This is a genomic window from Agrobacterium vaccinii (genome assembly GCF_021310995.1).
In the GTDB taxonomy this organism is placed as follows: Bacteria; Pseudomonadota; Alphaproteobacteria; order Rhizobiales; family Rhizobiaceae; genus Agrobacterium; species Agrobacterium vaccinii.
On the sequence record NZ_CP054151.1, the window covers coordinates 1,285,327 to 1,310,549 of the forward strand.

The window sequence follows — 25,223 nt, forward strand, 5'->3', positions numbered from 1 at the left end:
TCCATGGCCCTGATAGTGGGTATGCTGCGTGATTTGCCCCGTCAAGCGTCCTGTTTCTAAGCCGAGGGTCTGCGTTTGCAGGCACTGAACACATCCAGCGAGGGATCGTAGACCGAAGTCGATATGTTCATCATGCCCAGAATGCTGTGGAAGAAGTTGTCGTGCGAGCGTCCGCCCGCCTGTGCTTCCTTCATCATGCAGGCGGCATCCAGACCCATGGACTTGGCAAAATCGTCATCGAACCAGACAAGGAATGGAACATGGGTCTGTTCGGCAGGGGCGAGAAGATAGGGCGCGCCATGCAGGTAAATGCCGTTCTCGCCGAGCGACTCACCATGGTCTGATGCGTAGATCATGCCGGTTGCCAGCTTGTTGGAGCGTGCCTTCAGCTTGTCGATGACGCTCGCGAGGAAATGGTCTGTATAGAGGATGGTGTTGTCGTAGGCGTTGACGATTTCATTGTCTTTGCAGTCGGGCAATTCGGCGGTCTGACAATCCGGCGTGAACTTCCTGAACTCGTCCGTATAGCGAAGGTGGTAGGTCGGGCCGTGGCTTCCCAGTTGGTGGAGAACGATGACGCTGTCCTTGGTGATGCCATCCAACCAGCTGTCCAACCGATCGAGGAAGATGTCGTCACGGCATTCACCGGTGGGGCAGAATTTCGGATCGAGCGACGCCGTCAGATCGAAATAGGGTATGCGGTCGGCAACGTTCTTGCTGCCGGTGTTGTTGTCCCACCAGCGCGCGTCGACGCCTGCATGAACCAGCACATCGAGCACGTTCTCGTTGGAAAGCGCCTTGCTGTGGGTGTATTCCGAACGCGGAAAGCGGGAGAACATGCAGGGAATAGAGATGGCGGTTGAGGTGCCGCAGCTAACCGTGCTTGGGAAGTAAACGACGTTGCGCTTTTTAAGCTCAGGATTTGTTTCGCGGGCATATCCATTGAGCGAGAAGTTGACGGCACGTCCGGTCTCACCAGCCACGATGACGGTGATGCGCGGTTTGGTAACGCTGCCCAGCGCTGGCATAACCTTGGCGTCCTGACCCGTCGGTGAAACGGTGAGCTTTGCTTCCTTATCCGCTAGCGAGAAATAATGGACCGTCGAGGAGATCGGCGTCATCGGGTTGAGGCTCTTGACGATATCCTTGTGCTGGCGGACGGCGGTGGTGAAGGTTTTGGAGTTTGCCGCAGCAACGGCAACCACGACGGCAAGGCAGCAGATGATACTGAGCGAATTCCACAGGACCTTGCTGAAAAACGGCCTGTGATCGATCTTCACGATGGCGAGCAGAAGAAGGGGGATGCCAGCAAAGAGCGCCAGATGCAGCGCAAAGGCTGGCGTCATCAGGTTGCCCGCTTCGGCCTGCGTCGTCTCGAAAGCATTGCGCACCATATCACTATCGATAACCGCGCCGAACCGATCCATGAACCATGACGACACGGCTGAAATAACGATCAGCACCGCGAAGATGGGCTTGGTTAGATACTTGACTGAAAAGAAGATGAAGACCGCAGAAAAGGCTGCAATCATCGCGACATAGAGGCCGAAAATGGCCACTGGATAGGCGGAAAGATAGGTGTGAACCTTGGCCCAGAAGGTGTGATTGGTAAAAAACAACAGGTAGAGTGCGGTGATGACGCTGAGTGTTACGCTGCCGACCACTGGGCGTCTGACATCGCTGCGCCCGCTTTTTATTCCCTGAACCGAAAGTGCCATATGTCTTATCTTTCCACTGCCTGTGCCGTGGGATGCGCAAGGCACTGAGTGCTGGCATCATCGGCGAATGAGCACGGGATGTGTCATCTACCTGACATGAAACTGAACGAACCTGTCAGGTGCAGGGTCGGTGCATGCTGCGCTGCGGAAAATCGGCCTGTTAAGGATTGTTAAAATCTACCCTTCAAAACGCGCCGTTTTCCTTTGGCGGCATATCTGTAAAGTCATTTCTGCGTGATCTTCCCGTCACGTTTTTGCATTGCACACACGGCCAAACTTCTCAGGTCACGTCCCGCCGCTATGAATGGAATTCAGATGGCTCCGTTGGTTCTGTCAAAAAAGCTGCTTTTGCTCGTCCCGTTGCTGTTTCCGGTCGCAGCGTCGGCGTTCGATGAAGTGCCGCGCAAGGATCAGATCGCGCTGATGGCCGAAGCCAAGAAAACCGATATGACAGGCGTTGCACGAAAGACGAAATTGGTCGATGCGCGTCCGGCATCGCTGGGTGAAATCGTCATTACCTTCATCAAGGGTCAGGGCGTGGAAACCCGCTCCAAGCCTGCCGAAGACGGCGACTGGGTCGTTCGCAACCGCTGCGAGGAAACCGGAAACGAAGAAATTCTGGTCAAGGCGCGCAATTTTCCGACGCGCTATGGCGAGCCCCTTACGGAGCCCGATGCTGCCGGGTATCGCACTTTCGAACCCAAGGGCAGCAATATGCGCTACTTCATCGTGACCGATGAGATCGGCCCGTTCAATTTCCGCGCCCCGTGGGGCGAAACGATGATCGCGTTACCCGGCGACGCCATCGTGCAGGTAGAAGACGATGAGAGCGACACTTACCGTGTCGCTGCGGAAGCGTTTCAGTGCACATACGAGATCATCGAGCCCGCAAAGATGGTGGTGGACGTGTCGCTTCGTTGATGCGGCTTATGGCAGGAATTCCAGCAGCCTGCGCTCATCGGCCCTGAGCCCGGTTATCGTTTTCAGATCGCTACCCAGAATTTTCTCCAGACGCCTGACCGACTTTTCTTCCGTTGCAAGGTCCAGCACGGCGGGGTGGACATAGCTTTTACGGCAGATGGCCGGTGTGTTGGAAAGCTCTTCGGAAGCGGCCACGCACATGCCCTTGATGGTTGGGCGCTCGGCGCTGCCAAGGGCGCGGACGGCATGTCCGAAGGCGGCAAGCGTCCCGCCCCAGGTGCGGAATGTCTTGGCGGAAATGCCTTCGCCAGCGCTTTGCGAGATATAGGCGTTGAGCGCGCTTGAATCGACGGGATGGACCATGCCGCTTTCATCCTGCCAGACGAACAGCTGCCTGCCGGGAAGATCGGCGATGTTTTCGAGAATACGCTGCAGGCGCGGATGCTTGAGCTTGCGCTGAACCTTCTGTCCGCCCTTGGCTGCAAAACGCAGTTCGATGGTTTCTCCAAACGACACGTGTTTTTTCAACAACGTCGTTGCGCCATAGGTGCCATTGGTTTCGAGATAGGTCTTGTTGCCGACCCGCAGATAGGCTGCATCCAGCAACAGGACGAGCGCCGCAAGAGTGACATCGGCGCTACGTGCATTTTTCGAAAGATCGGCGGTTGCGCGTCGACGGATTGCGGGTAACGCTTCTCCAAACGTTTTGAGCTGATAGAACTTGTTTTCGCCACGCAGCGCATGCCAGTCCGGGTGGTATCGGTATTGCTTGCGACCCCGCGCGTCGTAGCCGGTGGCTTGCAAGTGGCCTGACGGATCGATGCAAATCCACACGCGCTCATAGGCGGGCGGCACGCCGAGAGATTTCAGGCGGGTGATCTCGATCTTGTCGGAGAGAAGACCGCCATCCGGCAGGCGGTAGGAAAAGCCCTTGCCGCGTCTTTCACGGGAAATACCTGGCTCCTGATCGCTGACATAGGTCAAGCCGACTTTTTTCAGGATGCGAATTGGAAGCTCGTTCATGGGACTGTTTTGCTCCTCACCATTGTGAGGAATAATGCGCCTGCCCCTGCGTCAGTTCCCGCCAGCGGACAGAAGGGAAGCGACCTTGGTCGCTTCCCTCGTTTTCGTGTCTCAGGAGTCGGGTGCGAGCTTGAGAATCTGCGACTTGCCACCGCCGCGTTCTTCGGTCACGGCGTAGATGGCGCCGTCGCTGCCGATCTTCACATCGCGAATGCGGGCTTCCAGCGGGAAGCGTCCCTCGGAGACGACCTTGTCGTTTTCGATCTTCAGCACGACGATGCCCTGGCTGACCAGCCCACCGATAATCAGCGAGCCCTTCCACTCGGGAATGGCGTCCGAATCGTAATAGGCCATGCCGGACGGGCCAACGACCGGGTCCCAATAGTAGACTGGCTGTTCCATACCGTCCTTGGCCGTCGCACCCTCACCGACAGCGCCGCCGCTATATTCGATGCCGTAGGTAATGACGGGCCAGCCGTAGTTGAGGCCAGCCTTGGGCAGGTTCAACTCATCGCCGCCCTTTGGGCCATGCTCGACCGTCCAGAGACGACCCTGTCCATCGATGGCTGCGGACTGGATGTTGCGGTGGCCGTAGCTCCAGATTTCCGGCAGTGCGTTCTGCTGACCGATGAAGGGGTTGCCTTCGAAAGCCTTGCCGGATGTGTCGATACGGAAGACCTTGCCGAGACCGCTGGCCAGATCCTGCGACTGGACGCGCGGTTCCTTGTCGGAGCGTTCGCCCACGGTGACGTAAAGCTCGTTGTTCGGTCCGAAGGCGAGGCGAGAACCGAAATGCTTGTCGCCATCATAGGTCGGCATCTGGCGGAAGATGACTTTGGTATCCTCCAGCACGGCCTTGTCGCCGCTCTCTACCAGCTTGGCTGATGCGACCGACGTGCCGTTGCCACCTTCACGGGGCTCGGAGAAGGAAAAATAGATCATTTTCGAGGTGTCGAAATCGGGGGCGAGTGCGATGTCGAGCAGACCGCCCTGTCCGGCAGAGGCGACCTCGGGGACACCTTCAAGTGCCGGGCCTGGCTTGCCATCCTTGACGATGTGCATCGCGCCTTCCTTGGCGGCGACGATCATGCGGCCGTCTGGCAGGATTTCCATGGACCAGAGGTGGGGCAGGTCATCTGCGACGACGGTCTTCTGCAGCGATGGCATCTTATCCGGCTGGGCCGCGCGGGTCTGGCCTTCGAATGCGGGCTTCTGGTCCGGCGCATTGGCCTGCTTGGTTTCTGCGGGCGGTTGCGATTGAGCGTGGACTACCGGGGCGATGAGAAACATCGAAAGAACTGTCGTCGTCAGCAGATGGATAGCGCGTGGCATAGGTCTCCCTTCCATGGATGAGTTGCGAGCAGCAAACATGTAGGTAAGATTTTCGTTTCGTCGCCCGGTCTCAACAAAACTTGATTCCAAAGTGTAAATGACCGTCCGCTTATATTTTGCGGGCGAGAACTGGTGAGGAACATAACGGGCCTGAAATTGTTTTGTGTCGTCGAAATACGCAGGAGGACACTATGCAAGTCATAGACAACAGGGAAATAGAGGCGACAGAGATAAAGCCTATCCAGAGCGTGGTCGAGTTTTGCCGCCGCTACCGCCTTGATAAGACAGAAGAATCACGGTTGCGCACACTGTTTGGCGATTTCGCATCGCGCCACGAACTTTTGATGAACGCGCAACGTAAGGCGACCTTCCGCTAACACGGTCGTCAGGCCCGTTTTTCCGCCAAGATCATAAAGACGTCATAACGCGTCGATTTTCCAAGAAGCTGATGAGAGGGTTTGCGAATGCCGGGCATAGGCTCGGCACGCAAGGGCCACTTCAAGACGACCCGCTTCGTCGCATGGGCCAGAGCGATCTCCATCAACTCGGCCTGATCCAGATCAGCACCCACTAATTCCCGCAGAACCCGCATTTCTTTTTTGACCAGCGCCGTGTTTTGGCGTGGTGGATGCATGGGGTCTATGACCACCACTTCCGGCGACAGCGTGGGGATGAGCGTGCGGGAATCACCATGCAGCAGGTTCATACGCGAGACGATCTCCCGGTAGATGCCACCTTCTGCGTCTGCCCGTGCCATGGCATCGGCCAGTAGCGCATGCATGCCAGGTGATCGCTCGATCAGCGTCACCTCTGCGCCGAGGGAAGCCAGCAGAAATGCGTCCCGTCCAAGGCCCGCCGTGGCATCCACGATTTTAGGGGTTTTGCCGTTTTTCAAGCCTGCGGCCTTTGCCAGCGCCTGGCCGCGTCCTTCGCCCGACCGCAGACGATGGCCCACGGCGCCGCCTACGAAATCGATGGTGAAAGTCTCGTCGCGTTGTTTGTCAGTCATGGTCATCTCAGAAGGGGCAGGGCACGGTGAATGTGACATCATGGCCATCGGGGTGGCGGAAGCCGAGTTCCTGCGCGTGCAACAATAGGCGGGAAGAGGCAGCAAGCGCCTCACCGTCAGCGTAGAAGTCATCGCCCAGAATGGGATGGCCGAGTGCCTGCATGTGAACGCGCAACTGGTGGGTCCGGCCTGTCAGCGGGTGAAGCCGCAGGCGGGTGGCGGGCAGCGGCAGGCGCTCGATGACGTGCCACTCCGTCTGCGCGGACTTGCCGCCTTCATGGTCCACGCGGTGGCGCGGCTTGTTGTCGGGATCGATGGCAAGCGGCAGATCGATATGGCCATTGTCTTCGGAAGTGTGGCCCCAGACCACGGCGGTATAGGATTTGCGGGTGGTGCGGTTTTCGAATTGCGAAGCAATCGCGGCATGCGCCTTGCGATTCAGCGACATCAGCACGACGCCGGATGTGTCCTTGTCCAGCCGGTTGATCATCAACGCTTTGGGAAACGTCTTCTGGACGCGCGTGGCCAGACTGTCGAACAAAGCGGGGTCGCGGCCTGGAACCGACAGCAATCCGCTCGGCTTGTCGAGAACGAGGAAATCATCGTCCCGATGCACGATGGACACATAGGGTTCCATCGGGGGATTGTAGACCGGATTATCAAGCGTAGATGTCATGCCGCCTCATAGCATGGTTTGTGGCCGTGGCGAGTGCCCTGCTCATCGTTCTGGAAGCGGAACGGTAACACGCCCGCTGGTAAGGTTCATCACCATTCTGGCGACATCGTCAGCGCTGGCAACGGGAATGGAGAGGTTCAGCCGCGCACCATCTGCCGTGAACGCTTCCTTCTCTATGGTCAGGTCGGGCACGCCAGCCAGTCTCGATTTCACCAGCGCCAGATCGGAAAAGCCGCATTCGATTTCGGTGGACAGCGTGGGGATGACAAGGGTTTTCTCACCGTTGCGAAGGCAGGTCGCAGCCGTGCCGCCATAGGCCCGCATCAACCCGCCGCTGCCCAGCAGAATGCCGCCGAACCACCTGATAACGACCACGGCAACGGCATCCAGCGACTGCCCGTCTATGGCTTGAAGGATCGGCTTGCCTGCGGTGCCGGATGGTTCGCCATCATCGCTGAACCGATAGACCTGCCCGATCCGCCACGCCCAGCAATTGTGGTTTGCCGTCACATCCGACTGAGCTTCTATAAAACGCTTCGCTGCCTCTTCATCCGCGATCGGGCTGGCGACGGCGATGAAGCGGCTTTTCTTGATGTCTTGCGAATAGGTTTCGAGGCGATTGAGCGTGAACATGGACCGTCAATAGCGCATGTACCGCAGCGGGCAAATCGTTATAAGGCGGATGTAGTCAAACCGCGTTGGAAATTGTGTCATGCATGGCAGGCAAGTGGCGATCATTGGGGGCGGACCCGCAGGGCTGATGGCGGCGGAAGTGCTGTCGGCGGCAGGCATTGCGGTAACCGTCTATGAAGCGATGCCGACGGTGGCGCGCAAGTTTTTGATGGCGGGTAAATCCGGTCTCAACATCACCCACGCCGAGGCCTATGCCGACTTCGTCACCCGTTTCGGACAGGCGGGCACGAGACTTCGCACGGCGCTGGATGATTTTACGCCGGCCATGCTGCGTGACTGGGCGCTGTCACTCGGGCAGGAAACATTTACCGGCACGTCGGGTCGGGTCTTTCCGGTATCGATGAAGGCATCGCCGCTGCTGCGTGCCTGGCTGACGCGGCTGGAAGCGCAGGGCGTGCAGATCAAAACCCGGCATCGCTGGATCGGCTTCGATGGCGATGCGCTGGCCTTTGAGACGCCAGCAGGGCCGGTGACGATCAACAGCGACGCGGTGCTTCTGGCGCTGGGTGGTGCAAGCTGGCCAAAGCTGGGGTCGAATGCGCAGTGGGTGCCCTGGCTGCGGCAGCGCGGTGTCGCGGTCAACGACTTCCAGCCTGCCAACTGCGGCTTCGATGTGAGCTGGAGCGATTATTTCCGGGAGCGGTTCGCCGGTGTTCCGGTGAAATCCGTTGCCATCACATCACCTGCCGGACGTTTCGAAGGTGAATTCGTGGTGACCCGCCACGGCGTCGAGGGCAGTCTTGTCTATGCCCATTCGGCAGTGTTGCGAGACGCTTTCGACGGGTCGCACAAGCCAGATATGATTGTTGATCTGATGCCGGGGCGAAAGGCGGAGCGGTTGGTGAAGGATCTGGAACGGCATTCGCGCAAGGACAGTCTTTCCAACCGGCTGCGCAAGGCGGCTGGCCTGTCGCCTGTCAAAGTCGCACTGCTGAGGGAATGCCGCCCAGACCTGACCGCCCTTTCGCCCGCTGAACTGGCCGCGCTCATCAAGGCCGCGCCGATTGCTCTCGACGCGCCAAGGCCGATTGCCGAGGCGATTTCCAGCGCTGGCGGCATCGACTGGAAAGAGATCGACTCACATTACATGCTGACCTCCAGCCCGAATGTTTTTGTCGCAGGCGAGATGGTGGATTGGGAGGCGCCAACCGGCGGATATCTCTTAACCGCTTGTTTTGCGATGGGAAAAGCCGCTGCAAAAGGCATTATTGCACAGCTTGATCATGCGCGATAACCATATCGTGCAGGTGCCTATTGCGTCCGGCCTAAAAAAACGCTTGATAAGTTTCTTCGAATAAAGTGGGTAAGTTTCTGGCCAGTGATTTGGCCGGAGCTCTGGGTGGATGAAAGCCTCGGCTTTCGTTGGTGATGATGATGACTGATATTTCTGTATTCGGCACATGGCCGATTGGTGGCGGTGTGGCCGGTGCGCTGGTGCGCGCTTTCGACTGGTCGAAAACCTCGCTCGGTCCCATTGCATCATGGCCGGCCAATCTTCGCCACAAGGTCAATTCCGTCGTCAATTCGCCCATACCGCAGGTGCTGATGTGGGGCGAAGACCACGTCATGATCTATAATGACGGCTACATCGAAATTGCCGGGAATTATCACCCCGCCGCACTGGGCAGCACCGTGCCTGCCATATGGCCCGAAATCTGGGACTGGAACCAGAAGATATTGGAAGCCGGGTTTCAGGGAGCCGTGCAGTCGTACCGCGACCAGACGATGGTGCTGAACCGAAACGGCAGGCCGGAAGAGGTCGTGTTCGACCTGTTCTACACTCCCATTCACAATGAGGATGGCACTGTCGGCGGCGTGCTGTGCACCGTGCTGGAAAACACAGACAAGGTCCGCGCCGTCTCCGATCTGGCCTCCAGCCGCGAAGAACTGAGCCGTCTCACGGACGCTTTGCCCATTCTCGTTGGCTTCATCGACCGGGACCACGTATACCGTTTCGCCAATCAGGGTTATCTCGACTGGTTCAACCAGCGGCCTGAAGATGTGCTGGGGCGCAAGGCTGCGGATGTGGTTGGCGCGCACTTCTATCAGGAACGTCTGCCGTTTATCGAACGCGCGCTTGCTGGCGAAACCGTTATCAACGATACGACGATTCTGTGCCCGGATGGAACGTCGTCGCGGGCAGCAGAAATTCGCTATGTGCCGCGCTACACCTCCAAGGGCGAGATCGATGGTAGTTATGTTCTGATCATAGACATCGACTCCCGCAAGCGCGTGGAAATGGAACTGACCGTCAGCAACAACCGCTTCCGCGCCGCCGTGGATGCGGTTCACGGCGTGTTGTGGACCAACAGTCCCGATGGCAAGATGCTGGGCGTGCAGAACGGCTGGGCCGGGCTGACCGGTCAGACGCCGGAAGAATACCAGGATTATGGCTGGGCCGATGCCGTCCACCCGGATGACCGTGAGGGGTCGCTGACAAGCTGGAACGAAGCCGTCGCCGCCAAGTCCACCTATATCTGGGAACACCGCGTTCGCCGCTGCGATGGCGTTTACCGCACCTTTGCCGTGCGCAGCGTTCCCATTCTGGATGCGAGTTTTCAGATCATCGAGTGGGTTGGCGTTCACACCGATATAACCGATCAGCGTGCCGCAGAATCCGCGTTGCAGGAACACTCGGCCAATCTGGAGCGTGAAATTCGCCATCGCAGACGTGCTGAGGACCAGCTTCGGCAGTTGAACGAGGGTCTGGAAGCGCGTGTTGCTTCTGAAATCGCCGAGCGTCGGCAGGCCGAGCGCGCCTTGCAGCAGGCGCAGAAGATGGAATCCATCGGCCAGTTGACCGGTGGCGTGGCGCACGATTTCAACAATCTGTTGCAGGTGGTTGCGGGCAATCTTCAGCTTCTGGTCAAGGATGTCGCGGGCAATGAACGCGCCGAGCGGCGGGTGGGCAATGCGCTTGCCGGTGTCAGCCGTGGCGCGAAACTGGCCAGCCAGTTGCTGGCCTTCGGTCGCCGTCAGGCGCTGGAGCCGCGCGTCATCAATGTCGGTCGTTTCGTGGCGGGGATGGACGATCTGCTGCGCCGTTCCATCGGGGAGGCTGTCGAGGTAGAGGTCATCACGGCGGGCGGTCTTTGGAACACATTCGCTGATCCGGCGCAGGTGGAAAACGCGCTGCTGAACCTTGCCATCAACGCGCGCGATGCCATGGATGGCTCCGGCAAGCTGACCATCGAAGTCGGCAACGCCTCGCTCGATCAGGATTACGCACGCACCCATGCCGAGGTTGAGGCCGGGCAATATGTCATGTTGGCTGTGACCGACACCGGTTCCGGCATGGCCCCTGATATCGTCGACAAGGTTTTCGAGCCGTTCTTCTCGACCAAACCGGAAGGCAAGGGTACGGGTCTTGGCCTTTCCATGGTCTATGGCTTCGTCAAACAGTCTGGTGGGCACGTCAAGATTTACAGCGAGATAGGGCAGGGAACGACGGTCAAGGTCTATCTGCCGCGCTCGCTCTCGGATGAAGATCGCGAAGTCGTGGTGCAGGACGGCCCTGTTGTCGGCGGTAACGAGACGGTTCTCGTGGTCGAGGATGACGATGAGGTCAGAAGCATCGTTGTCGAAACCCTGACGGATCTGGGATACCGGGTGCTGACCGCGCGGGACGCGCAGGCTGGTCTCACCGTTGCGGAAAGCGGCATTCCCATCGACGTCATCTTTACCGACGTCGTGATGCCGGGTCCGTTGAAGAGCAGTGAAATGGCACGGCGCGCCAAGGAGCGACTGCCCAACCTCGCCATTCTGTTCACCTCCGGCTATACGGAAAACTCCATCGTCCACGGTGGCAAGCTGGATGCGGGCGTAGAACTGTTGTCCAAGCCCTATACGCGCGAAGCCCTGGCGAGACGTCTGCGCCACGTCATTGCCAACCAGAGGCAGCGAGCAGAATCGAGCAAGGACCGCGAAGCCAATCAGGATGCGATCGCCAAATTGCGCTCGCGGCCTGCCGTGCGGGTGTTGCTGGTGGAAGACGATGACCTGATCCGAATGAACACCACCGATATTCTGCTCGAGGGCGGGCATATCGTGGTCGAGGCGGCAAACGCCACACAGGCCATCGATCTCATCGACCGCGAAAATATCGATGTGCTGGTGACGGATGTCGGCCTGCCGGACATGAGCGGCGCCGATCTCGCGGTGCTGATCAAGCAACGCAAACCGCAGATCGGCGTGGTTTTCGCCACCGGCGACAACTTCCTGCCCAGCAATGCGCCAGCCGGTTCGGTACTGCTTTGCAAGCCATACAATGAGAGCGACGTGCGCTCTGCTATCGGGCAGACGATGGGCGCGTGATCATCTCGCGCATGGCGCGGCGCGGTTCCTGACGTGTCAGTAGCCGCGCGTCATATCCACGGTCGCTGGCAGTCTGCCCGTTTCCCGCCACGCTCTGATGTTTCCGGCCACGATGCCGACCGATGTCTTGCGGTTGGTTGGGGCGGAGATGTGGGGAAGCACGGTGACCTTCGGGTGGGTCCAGAAGGGGGAGGCGCGATCCAGCGGCTCCTGTTCGAAGACATCCAGAACCGCATGCGCGATATGGCCGCTATCCAGAGCGTCCAGCAAATCGTCGGCCACGATCACGGCTCCGCGCGCGAAATTAATGATGGAAGCCCTTGATTTCATGGTGCCGAGACGGTGCCTGTTCAACAGGCCTTTCGTATCGGCAGTGAGTGGAACCAGGCAAACGAGGATATCGCTGCGGTTCAATAGCGCCGTCAGCCCTTCCTCGCCAGCTAGGCTCTCCACGCCCTCGATCTCTTTGGGCGAGCGGCTCCAGCCGATGGTGTTGAAGCCAGCATCAAGCAGCCGTTGCGACGCGACCGCACCCAAGGTGCCGAGCCCGAGAATGCCGACAGTAAGTTCGCGGGGGTGTCTATATTCGATCTCTTTCCACACTGTGCGCCGCTGGTTGTCCCTGTAGGCTGGCATGTCGCGGTGTAGATAATAGGTCCATGCCAACACGGCTTCCGCCATGACGCGCGAAAGTTCCGGGTCAGTCAGGCGCACGATGGGTGGTGCCGATGTGCCGAGTTCAGCAACGAGACGCTCGACTCCAGCCCAGAGGCTGTGAATCCATTTGAGGCCGGTTAGCTTTGCAATATCGGCAGGATCAGGATTGGCGACGATGGCGATTTCCGCCTGAGCACGTTGCTCTTCGCTCATCGATTTGATCGACATGACGGTCTCGCCCGGCAGTGCTGCCGACAACATCTCCAGCCACTCCGCCTCATTTTCTGGCGTGGTGCGGGCAACGAAAGCGATGGGGGAGGCCATTGGGAAATCCTGCGCTGGTGTCTATACCGCGACATCAATGCGGAAAAGCCGGTGTCAAATCCAGCGATATTGGCAGAAAGCGCTCAAAAAAATGCCCGCTGGATGCGGGCATTTTCGTTTTGATGATCAGGCCGGTTCTGTCACCGGCTTTTTGGCGTCGCCATAATAGGCCGAGAACTGCTCGTGATAATGTTCCGAGCCACCCGGGTCTGCGTAGCGCTGCAACTCGGTCATATCGGTCTTGTTCAGCACGATGCCCAGTGTCTTGTTGGCGATCTGCGGCTCGTGGCTCATCAGGTTCTGGACCATCTGGATCGGCGTCTTGCCCCATTCCGTCACGAACACGAAACCATCCACCTGCGATGCGAAAGCCTTGGCATCGATGACCGGTACCACGGGTGCAAGGTCGACGATGATGTAGTCGCAGGCTTCGCGCGCCTGTTCCATGAACTTGCGCATGCCGGAGGAGGCAAGCAGCTCGCTGGAATGGGCAAACTGGTTGCTGGTCGAGACCGGCAAAATGCCCATCTTGGTGCGGCTATCGACCTTGACGGCCTTCGTCCATGGCACTTCATCGAGCACGACTTCCACCAGACCGGCGGATTGGCGTGTGGTCAGCATGCGGCTGAGGCCGGGATTGCGGATGTCGGCATCCACCACCAGTGTCCGCTTGCCGGTCGTGGCGATCAAGCCAGCCAGGTTGAGGGCAACGACGGACTTGCCTTCGTTGGGAAGGCAGGACACCACGCCGATCACCCGGCATTGCTTTTCCTGAATGACCACATCAGCCGTCAGTTTGACGTTGCGCAGCGTCTCGGTGAAGCTGGAACGAGGGCTGTCCACCGCAAGCCGCAGCATTTTCTGGAACGAGACCTGCCCGTTATCCTCGATATCGCTATCGGGAATTTCCGGCGTCGCAGCGCCTGTTTCGGACTTTCCAGTATCGACGCCCTTCTCCCCGATGAAGGGCAGGTAGCCGAGGAAACGCATGCGCAGATTATCGCGCACATCGTTTCCGGTGTGGAAATACCGGTCACGGAACTCCAGAACGGCGGCTACGCCACCACCCAGCATCAGACCAAGCACGATGGAAAGTGCCATCGTCATGGTCTTCTTCGGGCTAGACGGTGAGGTCGGTAGACCTGCCTCGGAAATCACGCGGGCCTTGGCAATCGGGAACGACTGCTTTTGTGCGGCTTCTTCGAAGCGACCGAGATAGGATTCGTAGAGCGTCTTCAGCGCCGCTGCCTGCTGCTCAAGCTCGCGCAGTTTGACCAGCGTCATGTTGGCTTCGGAGTTACGTCCGGCTACGCGATCGATATTGTCCCGCAGAGACTGAACGCGAGACTGCGTCACGTCATAATCATTCTTGAAGCTGCCGGTGAGCTGCTGCAATTCCTGGAAAATCTGACGGGAGAGATCGCCCTTTTCACTTTCAAGTGCAATGGCCTGTGGATGGTCCTTGCCGAACTGCTGCACCACACCGCGTTCCCGGTCGGAAATGGCGATGTAGCGTTTGCGCAGATCCTGAATCACGGTGTTATCCGTATCGCGCGCCGAGACAATAGCGTTGTTTACGGCATTGTCCGGGCCCTGATCGATGATGGATTTGTACTGCGTGTAGCGGGCCGACGCCGTGGCGGCATCTGCCTGGGCGGCAATGAGTTGGCCGTTGAGATCGGACAGTTGGCTTTCCGACATCAGCTCGCCACGCGACGAGACGATGTTGTTGGCAGCCTTGTACTTCTCCACCGCAAGCGAGGCGGCCTGCGAGCGCTGGTTAAGGTCTGTCAGACGTTCCTGAAGCCAGACGGATGCACGTTCCGTCGCATCGAAGTTGGCGTTGAGCTGTTCGGTCAGGTAAGAATTGGCATAGGTCTTGGCGATTTGAGCTGCCAGTTGCCGGTCGATAGAGCGGATGGAAATGGCAATGACGGAGCTTCGTCCCACGCGCTCAACCGTCAGCGCCTGTTGAATGACCGCGGCGGCCTTCTCACGACGTCCATTGCGCATCGCATTTTCAGAAGCAGGTGGGTCGCTCGGGGTCAGAAGATCAACCAGACCCTTCACAGACGCCTTGACGAGATCGGCAGGCGACATGGGCGGGTTGACGATGGTTTCGTTCTCGTCCAGCCGCGCCTTGTCAACGACAGTGACGGCCATTTCCTTGGATTTCAGGATTTCGACGGCGCTGGCAATGCGGTTATCGATGACCTGCGCCGCGGGCACCGGCGATTCTTCTTCGGCGTAACGTGACAGGCTGTCATCGAGCAGCACCTGCGTCATCGCCGTATAGACCGGCGTTGCCATGACGAGATAAGCCCCGGCAAGTACCATCGTTGCGATGACGCAGGCCGCAATGATGTTCGCACGTCGCACCACGGCAGCCCAAAGGCGGTCGAGGTCGATAAACGTGTCGGAATCCTTGGACTGATCCGGGAAATTCATGTTCGATTTAAAGGTCTTGTGGTGCATGGACCCACCTTGTGATTAAAAACGGCGAACGGGAAGGCCGTTCTCCTGCCTCCCCGTCTCCCACTACTATTTGTTTCAGGCCGCTTTTACACGGCTTTCATGGTTCAGAACCAGTTCCTTGATGGAGGCCAGAACTTGGGCTTCCATATCCGAGCGCATCAAGGAAAATGCAACATTGGCGGCGATGAAGCCCTGCTTGCTGCCGCAATCGAATGTACGTCCTATAAATTTCTGGCCATGGAATGGCTGTGTTTCGGCCAGACGCTTCATACCATCCGTCAACTGAATTTCATTGCCCGCGCCGCGTTCCTGCTTTGCGAGAATATCAAAAATTTCCGGTTGCAGAATATAGCGACCGTTGAGGTAGTAATTCGAAGGGGCCTTGGATGGTTCCGGCTTCTCCACCATTTCAGTGACACTGAAACCATGGCTGACGGTGTTGCCGACGCCGACGATGCCATAGGACGAGGTTTCCTCGGGCGAGCATTCCTCGACGCCGAGAATGTTTCCGCCCACTTCGTCATAAAGCTCCATCAGACCGGCGATGCAACCGCGTGCACCGTAGGACACCATGTCCGGCAGCAGCAGTGCGAAGGGCTCCTTGCCCACCAGTTCGCGCGCGCACCAGACGGCGTGGCCAAGGCCAAGCGGCACCTGCTGGCGAGTGTAGCTGACCGTACCGGCAACCGGCAGCATCTTTTCGAGTTGAAGCACCTGCATGGTCTTGCCGGATTTCGTCAGCGTGTTGACGAGTTCTGGCGCGCTGTCGAAATAGTCTTCGATGGCGGTTTTGTTGCGACTGGTCACGAAGATGATATGTTCGATACCGGCCTGCATGGCTTCATCGACGGCATATTGCACAACGGGCCGGTCAACGATCGTCAGCATTTCCTTCGGCATCGCCTTGGTTGCGGGCAGGAAGCGGGTTCCGTTGCCGGCAACAGGAATAACAGCCTTTCTGACAGTCCTATTTAGGTCCATGGCATTCTCCTTGATCATGTGTCGGGTGGGCGGGCTCAAGAAGCCTGCCTTTTCACGTCTGTCTGGACAGAGGGCGTAAAGATGGTGTCCCGCAGCTTTCTCAACCGCACCTCGATCGGCATGCGCAGATGCCGCAGGGCAACGGGATCGCGCACGGCGATCTTCAGCACATCCGGCAGAGACCGGCGTTTGATGCCGGAGACGAGCATGAGAAAATGCCGCGCTTCGATGAGGCTGCGGCTGCGCTGCGTTTGTGCCATGCGGGCGGCTGGTGACAGCTGATACCGGGCGAGAAATTCCGCGTCCGCCGCTATCATCGCATCGACATGGCGAAGCTCCAGCACACGGGAAATCGAGCCTTCACGGATGTTGTAGACATAGCCGGATGTTGGCTCGATCGCGCAGATGCCACCCACCGCCAATGCGGAGGCCAGCAGGAGGTAATCTTCGCCGATGCGCAGGGTCGAGTGGAAGCGTAGGTCGTTGGCGGCGAGAAACGCGCGGTTAAACATCGGCTTCATGTAGCCGAAATTGAAGGTGGAGCGGAAAAGGATGTTCGAGGCTATGAAATCCTCCAGCGTCAGCGTGCCGCGCTGATGGAGGAACGGCTCTTCAAACATCGTTTCGGTCGGACGCCCATCGGTATAGACGACATCGAGATTATCGACCGCGATCTGCGCCGACATCTGTTCTGCCCGCGCGATCATCCGCGCCGTTCGGTCTGGATGAATAACATCGTCCGAATCCAGCACCGCGATCCATCGCCCGGTTGCCGCATCGATTCCAGCATTGCGCGCGCCACCGGGGCCGAGGTTGGTTTCGAGCGCGATCAGCCGCACACGTGGGTCGCGCGCGGCAATTGCACCAACGACATCGCGGGTGTCGTCTGCCGAGCAATCGTCGACGACGATGACTTCCAGTGTCACCGACTGTTGCGAGAGCGCGCTCTCGATGGACGGGACAATGCAGTCGGCGGAATTGTAGGCTGCGATGACGAAGGTGACGTCAGGATTTAGAGATGCATCCATCACGTCGCCTCCACCGTGCCGTACTGGCGGATTTCCCGCACACCGATGGCGCCGCTGACGGAGCCCATGTGCAGGGCAACGCGCAGCAATTGTCGGCTACGGCGGACAGGATCGAAGACGGCGATCAGCGCGAGACCTGCACAGGCGATGACCTTGGCGCTCGCCGTCAGCACCTGCGCGATGCGGCGAATGCCGGGCTTCATCTCGGCCAGCAGACGACCATGGGTCTGCCCGGAACGGAAGCGGCGCTTGGCCAACCACATGAAACTGGCGCGCGTGTCCGGCACCGGTTCGGTCAGCACAGCCTTTTCGGCAAAGGCGATGCGGCCACCGGCAGCATGCATATGCGAGAAGAAATGCGTGTCTTCGCCACCGCTCTGGCCCAGTGAAAGGGCAAAACGACGGCCGGCCAATGACGGGGCGGCGATGCGCAGCAGTGTGTTGCAGGTGTAGCCGGTTATGATTTCGCCATTCACCCAGACGGGGGCCGTGGAATGGAAGTCACCGTTGCGCATCCAGTCCGGCACCGAGGGTTTGTACACGGCGGTTACGGGACCGAGAACGGTTTCCGCACCGGTTTCCTGTGCGGTTTTCAGCAGTTCGGAAAGCCACTCGCGGGGAGCGGTTTCATCATCATCGATGAAGGCCAGGAAGTCTGCGTCGCAGGCGGAAAGGCAGGCATTGCGGGCAATCGAAATATTCGACTTGGGGCAATGGACATAGATGATTTCGAACGGCGATGCCTCGCGCAGGCGCTCTATCGATGCTTGGGCTGTCGGTTCAGCGTCATTGTCGGCAACGATCAGGCGCACCGTCACGCCTTCGGGAATGTCGAGATTGAACAGCGATTGCAGCGTCGCAACCACGGCGGGGCGGCGAAAGGTGCAGATGCCGATATCTACTCTCACGGGGGTGGTTACGAGCGATGTGCCGGTCATGAAACTGCCTTTCCCGGCACGGGCGCCGGTGCACTGAACGAGCCCGCAAGTTCCAGCCAGAAACCGGTGGACCAGGCGAAATGCATGACCATGGCTGCAAATGCCGCCAGAGGGCCGAGGGGATTTTTCTGCGCTATAGCCATCCATAGGCCGTAGCCGAGGCATGCGGCAATCCAAAGGCACAGCGGAATGACCGCCGCCCAGTGGAAAACACCGAGCAGCGCAAACAGCGCGACGGGCATGACAGCCAGTGGAATCATCTGGCGCACCTTCGGCAAAGAGCGGTGCTTGATCAGGTTCTTCGCCCGTCCGCGACCATAAGCCATATATTGCTTGAACAGCGGGCGCACATTTGAGCGGGGGTAATAGGTCATGCGCGTCTTGTCGGTCATCCAGATGCGGAAACCGGCCTTGCGCAAGCGGTAATCCAGCTCGGCGTCTTCGTTGTGGCTGAAGCTCTCGTCGTAACCGCCGACCTTGGTGAAAGCCGATACGCGCATCAAGGCATGGTGGCCGTGATCGATCCAGTGACCCTTGGCGCCTTCGCGGTGCTTGGAGCCGCCATTGCCGAGCTTCGAATTCTGGGCGATGGCAGTCGCCTTCTGGAACGTTCCGTGGCCGACCGTATCCATGGCAACAACGACCGAGTCCGCGCCGGTTTTGACGGCATCCTCGATCAGCCGATGGCAATAGTCATCGGGATAATCGCCGTGGGCATCGATGCGGATGAGGTAGTCGTATTCCGCGCCGAACATTTCAATCGCGAGGTTGATACCGGCGCTCTGGATACGCTTGGGGTTGGCCAGCAGAATGACGCGCGGGTCCTGCATGGAAAAGTTGGCCACGATATCGCGTGTGCCATCCGTGCTGCCACCATCGGCGACGATGATGCGGTCCTGGGCATGGTTGAGAGTGCTGGAAAACTTCAGCAGGAGATCGTCAATCGTCCGTGCCTCATTGAGGCAGGGGATGACGATGAGCGTTTTGACATCGGGAATACTGGTGAGTTTCATGGCTTTAACCCCCGTCAAGCTGGTGAGAGAGACGCTTCCACGGCGCGGCCATCATGCGGCGCTGCCAGGGAAGCAAGTTTATGAACGAGCTGAATGCAATCCGACTTGTCAGTGACCCACTGCTGACGGTCGATTGCTGCAAGCTTGTGACAATCATCGAGATAAGCCTGTTCGCTGAGGCCGCGGAACAGAGCTTCGAGCGTGGCGGCATCCGCTGATGGCAGGATGCGACCGATACCTCTCGTCTCGAGGAAGCGAGCCGTCTCCGTTTGCGCGACTGCGATGGGCAACGTGCCGTAGAGGCAGCCCTCATAAAGACGGTTGGGCAGCAGCCAGCTGGAATTCTGGCCTTCCTCGAAGAAGTCGATGGCCCAGGTGAATTGCACCTCGTTATAGATCGACGCGAGATCCTCGGGGTTTTTGTAAGGACCCTGAAAGCTGAGATGCAGCGCGTTGGCGACGAAGCCATCGAAATCATCGAACTCCGAATAAGCCGGGCGTCCGCGCAGGATGACTTCCAACTTGCCATCCATGCGTTTTGCAAAATCAGCGAGAATTTCGAGTGACTTGCGGCAGCGAAGTGCGCCGAACCAGCCGATTTTCCAGGGCTCTCCGGCCTTGGGCAGGCGCGGAGCGGGCGCTGCCAGCGTGGTTTGATCCAGCATCAAAACCTTGTTTTCCTGCAGCAGGACCGGCAGTTGCAGGCCGGAGCGCGGCGCAAAATATTGGCTCACAAAAGCGGGTGAACTGGTGATCAGCAGTTTTGCATCGCGCGCGAAATAACGCTGCGCTGCATTCACCAGCTTGCCGACAACACCATCATTCAGCAGCAGACGGTGGATGTCGAGGCACTCGTAGACAACAGGAACGCTACGACCGTAGATAGCCGATGCCCGACGGGCGAGCGCCAGCATTTCGAGATTGCGTGCGATGATGACATCCGGCTTGGCCACACCCTTCAGCGCGCTGCGCAGCTCAAGGCTGGACTTGAGGATAGACAGGATGCGCTGGGCAAACCGTCCATCCGCCGTCTCACCCAAGACGATGGGGGAGACACCATCGACCGTGGCGAGCGTGTTTTCACCCCGGGTGAACCCGGCAAGGCTCACACATGCTCCACCCGCCTGCAACGTCATGACGCGCCGACGAATGGCCGGATCGGCAAGGTCGTGAGCGAGGTAAAGAACGTGCGTCATACAGATGTCCTGGGTGAAGGTGGATTATGGCGATCGAAATTCGTCGTGTCGTCAGTTCGTCACGCAGGCAACGGACTCAGGAAACTGGCACTTGTCGCCAATCGCTGTGAACGCCATGCGGTCGACACTCATGATGGTCGGGCCGCTATAGGCGAACTTGCCCATCCAGCTTTTCAGCGTGTCCGTGCCCCAAAGACTGAAGAAAATCTTCTGCGGATTCTGCGGAATCTTCGAAGCGTCCGTCACCTCATGAACCATCTTGCCATTGACGTAGTAGCGCAGGCGCTGCGGCTCCCAGACGAAGGCATAGTCATTGTAGGCCTTGTCGGCACCACCCGCGACATCCACCAGCTTTTCATTGCCGCCCTTTGCGGAGACGTACTGGTTGAGCTGGACCTGAGACGTGTTCTTACCCAGTACCTCCATGTCGATCTCGTCATGCGGCTTCTTGTCGGTTGGACCGATGTAGGTGAAGAAAGCCGAATTCAGGCCCGATCCGGTCGCGGTTTTGATGCGCGCTTCATAGGTGCCATAGCGATAGCGGCCCTTGGTCTGGATTTCGCCACAGGAAAAATTGCGGTCGCCCGCTTTACCTTCCTGATAGCCCAACTGGAGCTTGCCCTCTTCGAACTTCACCAGCTTTTTCGACCAGGTGCAGTTCTGGTGCGGGCCATTGTTCCAGCCATCCGACACGTACCAGAAGGACCGGTCCATGCTGTCGAAATTTTCGACGAAGGATTTCCCATTGTCTTCTTGCGCCAGCGCGGCAGGTGCGCCGAGGCTGAGGGCCAGAAGAGTGGATGCAATCATGCGCGATGGAACGCCGAGATATGCAGTCATGAGTTCACCTCTGTCTTTGATAGGCTGTATCCGGTACGGGCTGCGCTGGCGCGGCTTTCACGGACGTTGAATTCGGAGCGAGTGGTTTCTGCTTCTTGCTTCTGCTGCCCGTCAGCACGCCGTAAAGCGTCGGCAGTCTCGCGCGAACCTGCGCATTGCTGACGATGAGAATGGCGAAGGACAGCAGGACCGCACCGATATAGAATGCAGGATAGAAATCTGGACCACCTCTGTTCCAGACCATCCACATGATCACGAGAAGCGGATAGTGGGCGCAGAAAATCCAAAAGCTGAGACTGCCCGTTTCAGACAGGCGACGCCCAGTGCGGCTCTGGATGAGCAGCGAGGACGATGCCCACAGGCCCATAGCGCCGAACACGGCGAGTAGGTTGCGCAGCAGGTTCAGCTCGAACGTGAATTCCGGCCCCGTGAAATAAAGACCTGTCGCCAGCGAAGCGGCGGCCAGGAGAACCGCGACCGTGAGACGGCCTGCATAGGGGTCGAGCGTCTTGAGGTCCACCTTGTGGAGAGCAAGGGCGATGCCGAGGGCGAAGCTGAACAGGATCGATTTCTTCTGCACAATAAACAGGGTCAGGTCAGGCCATGCGGTGATGATCAGCAGCACTGCCAGCGTCACCAAGGCGAAGCGTTTGACGAAGAATGCCAGAATAGGTGACAGGAGAATGCAGACGAACAGGTCCCGTAAGAAGTACAGGGGAACATTGACCGGAAGCTCTTCCAGGGCTGCGCCATGGCTGATGATTTCACGCGTCGTTGCGTTCCAGAGATCAGGGAAGTAACCCAAGCCGACTTCGAAACGCTGGAGCAGCAGCACGGCAAGAAACAGCGCGCCATTCCATAGGATGAACGGCAGCAAAACGGTCTTGGCCTTGGACTTCACCGTCGCCAGATAATCGAACGCCTGCATGCCACGACGAAACAGCAAATAGCCGGAAATCGCGCTCAGGCAGGGCACACCGATGCGAAACAGGGCATCGCCGAGAAACACGCGTATCCAATCAAAGAAACCGTACACCCCGAGAAATGGGCTCGTTTCAGGATTATGCGGCACGTGAACGAAAACGATGCCGGATATCAAAATAATGCGCATCAAATTGATGCGGGAAGATAGGTTCTGATCAAAAGTCACATCAGTTCCCCTTATTGGGCGGCGTCTCCCTTCACCGCGTTACAACCAGAGCGAACGTAAGCCCGATGCGGAGTCTGGTTTCCACTTTGGGATAAAATGTGGCGATGCGGGAAAAAGACAATTTGAAATATGAGGGGTAAATCTCTGGCGTGACACGACTTTCGTAACGTAATGAAACTCAAGTCGATGATTTTTAATCGTTTTTATTTCAACTGTTAACCGGTTTGATGACGACGGGCCGCTGTTGATAATCGTGTTTTATGCTGCGCTGCAAAACGAAATCCGAGATTTGCTCACAAACGCGTGAGGAAGGGTGTTCCAAAGCTGGCGGATTTGTGGCGAAATAAGGCTTGTAAAGGTTGCAGATATTACGCCACGGCCTGCTTGGCTTTCCGGTCTCGCACCATTCCGATGATTTTACGCAGCAGTGCACGTTCGGTCAGCAGAATCAGTACGGCATAAATCACGCCACCAGCGACGGCTCCGACTGCCACCTGCATATAGGCGTGTGGCAGGCTGTCGGCGAAGACGTACAGGATATAGCGGACCGCAAGCGCCATGACGAAGGACGCAATCATGGGGCGGCTGCTGATATAGAGGCCTTTCAGCAGCGGCATTTCGCTGGCCTTGAAAACGGCCCAGGAATAGGCAAACAGCGTGACGGCGTTGACGATGCAGAGCCACACCATCGCGTCGATCAGCGTGCCATAGATCGCGGCGAGCCAGACTGCGGCTGTCGTAACAACGGCACGGATCGTTGCCGACCAGAAGAGAACACGGCCGTAACCGGCACCCTTCAAATAGGGAATAAAGGTGCTGCACGGCGTCAATATTGCCTTGGAGAGTGCCAGCAAGCCAAGCACGGGCCAGGCGTAGGCCCAGTTTGGCCCGAAGATCACGAGCATCGCGGGTTCTGCAATCGCCCACAGGCCGAACATCATTGGTGCCAGCAATACTGTCAGCACCTGTGTGGAGAACATCAGCGCATCGCGGCGGCGCTGCTTGTCGTCCATCATGCGGCTGAAAGCGGGAAACAGCACACCCATGACGGCGGATAGGACGACCTGGTTGGGAATGCTGGCGAAGCGGTTGGACGCGGAGTAGGCACCCGCATCCGCAAGGCCGAGATAACGCGCGATGATGACCATGGGTGACTGGAAGGTCACGAAGTTGGCGATTTCCGAGCCCATCAAACCGGAGCTGAAGCCCAGCAGCGGAATCAACCGTTTCGGCTTCATTACGAAAGCAGGCTTGTAGCGCGATACGGCGTAAAGACCGACGAGGCGGATGAGCGCTGCGGAGAAAAGCTGGATGATCAACGCCCAGACGCCGTAACCGGCAAGGGCAAGGCCGACGGCGAGGATGGCGGCGGCACTCTCCGACGTCATGCTCCAGATGGCGTCCTTGCTGAAATTCATGCGCCGGGCCAGCAGCGAATAGGCGACATCACCCGCCAATTGCAGCGGAATGAGAAACGCCATGATGCGCAGCAGATAGGCGCTTTCGACCGCGCCCAGCAATCCGCCGAAGAACTCGGCACCGAAGAACAATATCGCGGCCATGGTGCAGGAAATCGCAAGATTGGCCCAGAAGACGGTATGGATCGTGTCCATATCCTCTTCCTTTTCCACAATCAGCGCGGAGGTCAGGCCAGCGCCTGCAATCATGGTCAGGAACTGCACGACCGTCAGACCGACAGCGACGACACCGAACTCTTCGGGTGTCAGCAATCGGGCGAGAATCGGAACCGTGACAAACTTAAGCCCGAATGTGCCTGTTTTTGATAAAACGCTCCAGCCGACATTTGCGGTAATCGTCTTGACGCTCGGAGCTGGGGGCATTCGTGCATCCTATATGGTTTGGAGGCCAGCAGGGTAGTGGGCTGGCGGGAGATTTGCCACTCATCGGGGCCGCTCTTTTATCGGGCCCGACACTTCTTGATCAACACAAGGGGCGAAACAATGGCGAAATTTACAGTCGTTATTCCTTATTATCAAAAACAGCATGGCGTACTTGGTCGTGCATTGGCATCGGTTTTTTCCCAGTCTCTTCAGGATTTCGACCTCGTCACCGTCGATGATGAATCGCCTTATCCCATTGAAAAAGAACTAGAAGAGCTGACTGAAGCGCAGCGAAACCGCATCAAGGTCATCAAGCAGGCCAATGGTGGACCGGGCGGTGCACGCAACACCGGGCTCGATAACGTACCAGCGGAAACTGCCTATGTCGCATTCCTTGATTCGGACGATATGTGGACGCCGGATCACCTGAAGAATGCCGCCTACAGCCTCGAAACCTTTGGTGGTGAATGCTATTGGGCATCGATGCAGGCGAGCGACGAGTTCTATTATCACTTCGCGATTTCCGAACTGGAAAACAACGAGGGTGCGACGCGGCTGAACGAATCGCCCAAGGTAATCGAGCTGCCGGATCTGGCCAGCGTCATGCTGCGCAACTGGAGCTTCCTGCATTTGTCCTGCATGGTCATCGGCAGGCCGCTGTTTGAAAAGATCCGTTTCGATCCCGTTTTGCGGCTGGCGGCGGAAGACGTGCTTTTCTTCTGCGATTGCATTCTTGCGTCGAAACGCTCGCTTTTGTGCGACGATGCGGGCGCCATGCGCGGCATGGGTGTGAACATATTCCACAGCATCGACAACAGCTCGCCGGAATTCCTGCGCCAGCAATTCAACACCTGGGTCGCGCTCGATACGTTGCAGGGCCGGTTTGCCAAGCGGCCTGCCGATGTCGCCTCCATTGCATCTTACAAAAACACCGCGCGCAAGCAGGCGCTGTGGAGCCAGGCGGGCAAGCTGAAGCAGCGTAAGGCGCCGGAACTGGGCCTGCTGTTCAAATGGATGATGCGTGATCCTGCCATTTTGCGTGCAGCACTGGAGCTTGGGACTGGCAAATTCGCCCGTCCGAAGTGACCCTGACG

The 25,223-nt window shown here is 58.3% G+C and carries 21 protein-coding genes; 5 read left to right on the plus strand and 16 right to left on the minus strand.

Annotated elements, in window-relative coordinates; all coding sequences use genetic code 11:
* Positions 1 to 56: 56 nt before the first annotated feature.
* On the minus strand, positions 57 to 1,718 hold the full coding sequence (locus HRR99_RS21060) for a phosphoethanolamine transferase (RefSeq protein ID WP_233124748.1): 1,662 nt from the start codon (positions 1,716 to 1,718) through the stop codon (positions 57 to 59).
* Positions 1,719 to 2,033: 315 nt separating this feature from the next.
* Between HRR99_RS21060 and HRR99_RS21065 the strand changes: the two genes are divergently transcribed.
* Positions 2,034 to 2,639: a hypothetical protein gene (locus HRR99_RS21065; RefSeq protein WP_233124749.1), complete on the plus strand. Its 606-nt coding sequence runs from the start codon at positions 2,034 to 2,036 to the stop codon at positions 2,637 to 2,639.
* A 6-nt stretch (positions 2,640 to 2,645) separates the two neighbouring features.
* Here the strand turns inward: HRR99_RS21065 and HRR99_RS21070 are convergent, their stop codons facing one another.
* A complete protein-coding gene (locus HRR99_RS21070; RefSeq protein WP_233124750.1) occupies positions 2,646 to 3,662 on the minus strand; it encodes a DNA topoisomerase IB in 1,017 nt (338 codons plus the stop codon).
* Positions 3,663 to 3,773: 111 nt separating this feature from the next.
* Positions 3,774 to 4,994: a PQQ-dependent sugar dehydrogenase gene (locus HRR99_RS21075; protein WP_233124751.1), complete on the minus strand. Its 1,221-nt coding sequence runs from the start codon at positions 4,992 to 4,994 to the stop codon at positions 3,774 to 3,776.
* Between the two features lie 191 nt (positions 4,995 to 5,185).
* Here HRR99_RS21075 and HRR99_RS21080 point away from each other — a divergent pair, with 191 nt between their 5' ends.
* Complete coding sequence (locus tag HRR99_RS21080) at positions 5,186 to 5,371, plus strand: hypothetical protein (protein ID WP_111841732.1); 186 nt, start codon at positions 5,186 to 5,188, stop codon at positions 5,369 to 5,371.
* 8 nt (positions 5,372 to 5,379) lie between these two features.
* Here HRR99_RS21080 and HRR99_RS21085 read toward each other — a convergent pair whose 3' ends face one another.
* Genes HRR99_RS21085 through HRR99_RS21095 form a run of 3 tightly spaced genes read right to left on the minus strand, consistent with a single transcriptional unit; the run spans position 5,380 to position 7,312 of the window.
* The gene (locus HRR99_RS21085) at positions 5,380 to 6,003 is read right to left on the minus strand and encodes a class I SAM-dependent methyltransferase (protein ID WP_233124752.1); all 624 of its coding nucleotides are present in this window, start codon (positions 6,001 to 6,003) and stop codon (positions 5,380 to 5,382) included.
* 7 nt (positions 6,004 to 6,010) lie between these two features.
* Positions 6,011 to 6,679, minus strand: a complete 669-nt coding sequence (locus tag HRR99_RS21090; protein ID WP_233124753.1) for a pseudouridine synthase — start codon at positions 6,677 to 6,679, stop codon at positions 6,011 to 6,013.
* Between the two features lie 42 nt (positions 6,680 to 6,721).
* Complete coding sequence (locus HRR99_RS21095; RefSeq protein WP_233124754.1) at positions 6,722 to 7,312, minus strand: IMPACT family protein; 591 nt, start codon at positions 7,310 to 7,312, stop codon at positions 6,722 to 6,724.
* A 79-nt stretch (positions 7,313 to 7,391) separates the two neighbouring features.
* Here HRR99_RS21095 and HRR99_RS21100 point away from each other — a divergent pair, with 79 nt between their 5' ends.
* Together HRR99_RS21100 and HRR99_RS21105 are read left to right on the plus strand one after the other, a co-directional pair.
* A complete protein-coding gene (locus HRR99_RS21100) occupies positions 7,392 to 8,606 on the plus strand; it encodes a TIGR03862 family flavoprotein (protein WP_233124755.1) in 1,215 nt (404 codons plus the stop codon).
* A 140-nt stretch (positions 8,607 to 8,746) separates the two neighbouring features.
* Positions 8,747 to 11,686, plus strand: a complete 2,940-nt coding sequence (locus HRR99_RS21105; RefSeq protein WP_233124756.1) for a PAS domain-containing protein — start codon at positions 8,747 to 8,749, stop codon at positions 11,684 to 11,686.
* Positions 11,687 to 11,722: 36 nt separating this feature from the next.
* Here HRR99_RS21105 and HRR99_RS21110 read toward each other — a convergent pair whose 3' ends face one another.
* The 10 genes from HRR99_RS21110 to HRR99_RS21155 form a co-directional block, all read right to left on the minus strand.
* Entirely contained in the window at positions 11,723 to 12,667 is a 945-nt protein-coding gene (locus tag HRR99_RS21110; RefSeq protein ID WP_233124757.1) for a 2-hydroxyacid dehydrogenase, read from the minus strand.
* Between the two features lie 126 nt (positions 12,668 to 12,793).
* Positions 12,794 to 15,142: a polysaccharide biosynthesis tyrosine autokinase gene (locus tag HRR99_RS21115; protein WP_111841738.1), complete on the minus strand. Its 2,349-nt coding sequence runs from the start codon at positions 15,140 to 15,142 to the stop codon at positions 12,794 to 12,796.
* A gap of 75 nt (positions 15,143 to 15,217) precedes the next feature.
* Positions 15,218 to 16,123 (minus strand): UTP--glucose-1-phosphate uridylyltransferase, encoded by a 906-nt coding sequence (locus HRR99_RS21120; RefSeq protein ID WP_111841774.1) that lies wholly within the window; start codon positions 16,121 to 16,123, stop codon positions 15,218 to 15,220.
* A 35-nt stretch (positions 16,124 to 16,158) separates the two neighbouring features.
* On the minus strand, positions 16,159 to 17,151 hold the full coding sequence (locus tag HRR99_RS21125; protein ID WP_233124758.1) for a glycosyltransferase family 2 protein: 993 nt from the start codon (positions 17,149 to 17,151) through the stop codon (positions 16,159 to 16,161).
* Positions 17,151 to 18,089 (minus strand): glycosyltransferase family 2 protein, encoded by a 939-nt coding sequence (locus HRR99_RS21130; protein WP_233124759.1) that lies wholly within the window; start codon positions 18,087 to 18,089, stop codon positions 17,151 to 17,153. Before HRR99_RS21130 ends, HRR99_RS21125 begins: the two co-directional genes overlap by 1 nt.
* Positions 18,086 to 19,102: a glycosyltransferase family 2 protein gene (locus HRR99_RS21135; RefSeq protein ID WP_233124760.1), complete on the minus strand. Its 1,017-nt coding sequence runs from the start codon at positions 19,100 to 19,102 to the stop codon at positions 18,086 to 18,088. The genes HRR99_RS21130 and HRR99_RS21135 overlap by 4 nt, the downstream gene beginning before the upstream one ends.
* Before the next feature lie 14 nt (positions 19,103 to 19,116).
* The gene (locus HRR99_RS21140) at positions 19,117 to 20,298 is read right to left on the minus strand and encodes a glycosyltransferase (protein ID WP_233124761.1); all 1,182 of its coding nucleotides are present in this window, start codon (positions 20,296 to 20,298) and stop codon (positions 19,117 to 19,119) included.
* A gap of 51 nt (positions 20,299 to 20,349) precedes the next feature.
* On the minus strand, positions 20,350 to 21,108 hold the full coding sequence (exoK, locus tag HRR99_RS21145) for an endo-1,3-1,4-beta-glycanase ExoK (protein WP_422387373.1): 759 nt from the start codon (positions 21,106 to 21,108) through the stop codon (positions 20,350 to 20,352).
* Positions 21,109 to 21,142: 34 nt separating this feature from the next.
* Positions 21,143 to 22,288, minus strand: coding sequence for an acyltransferase family protein (locus HRR99_RS21150; RefSeq protein ID WP_233124763.1), 1,146 nt, complete (start codon positions 22,286 to 22,288; stop codon positions 21,143 to 21,145).
* Between the two features lie 368 nt (positions 22,289 to 22,656).
* Positions 22,657 to 24,129: a lipopolysaccharide biosynthesis protein gene (locus tag HRR99_RS21155; RefSeq protein ID WP_112499271.1), complete on the minus strand. Its 1,473-nt coding sequence runs from the start codon at positions 24,127 to 24,129 to the stop codon at positions 22,657 to 22,659.
* A 120-nt stretch (positions 24,130 to 24,249) separates the two neighbouring features.
* On the opposite strand from HRR99_RS21155, the gene HRR99_RS21160 reads away from it, so the two are divergent.
* Positions 24,250 to 25,215, plus strand: a complete 966-nt coding sequence (locus HRR99_RS21160) for a glycosyltransferase family A protein (RefSeq protein WP_233124764.1) — start codon at positions 24,250 to 24,252, stop codon at positions 25,213 to 25,215.
* The last annotated feature ends 8 nt before the right edge of the window (positions 25,216 to 25,223 follow it).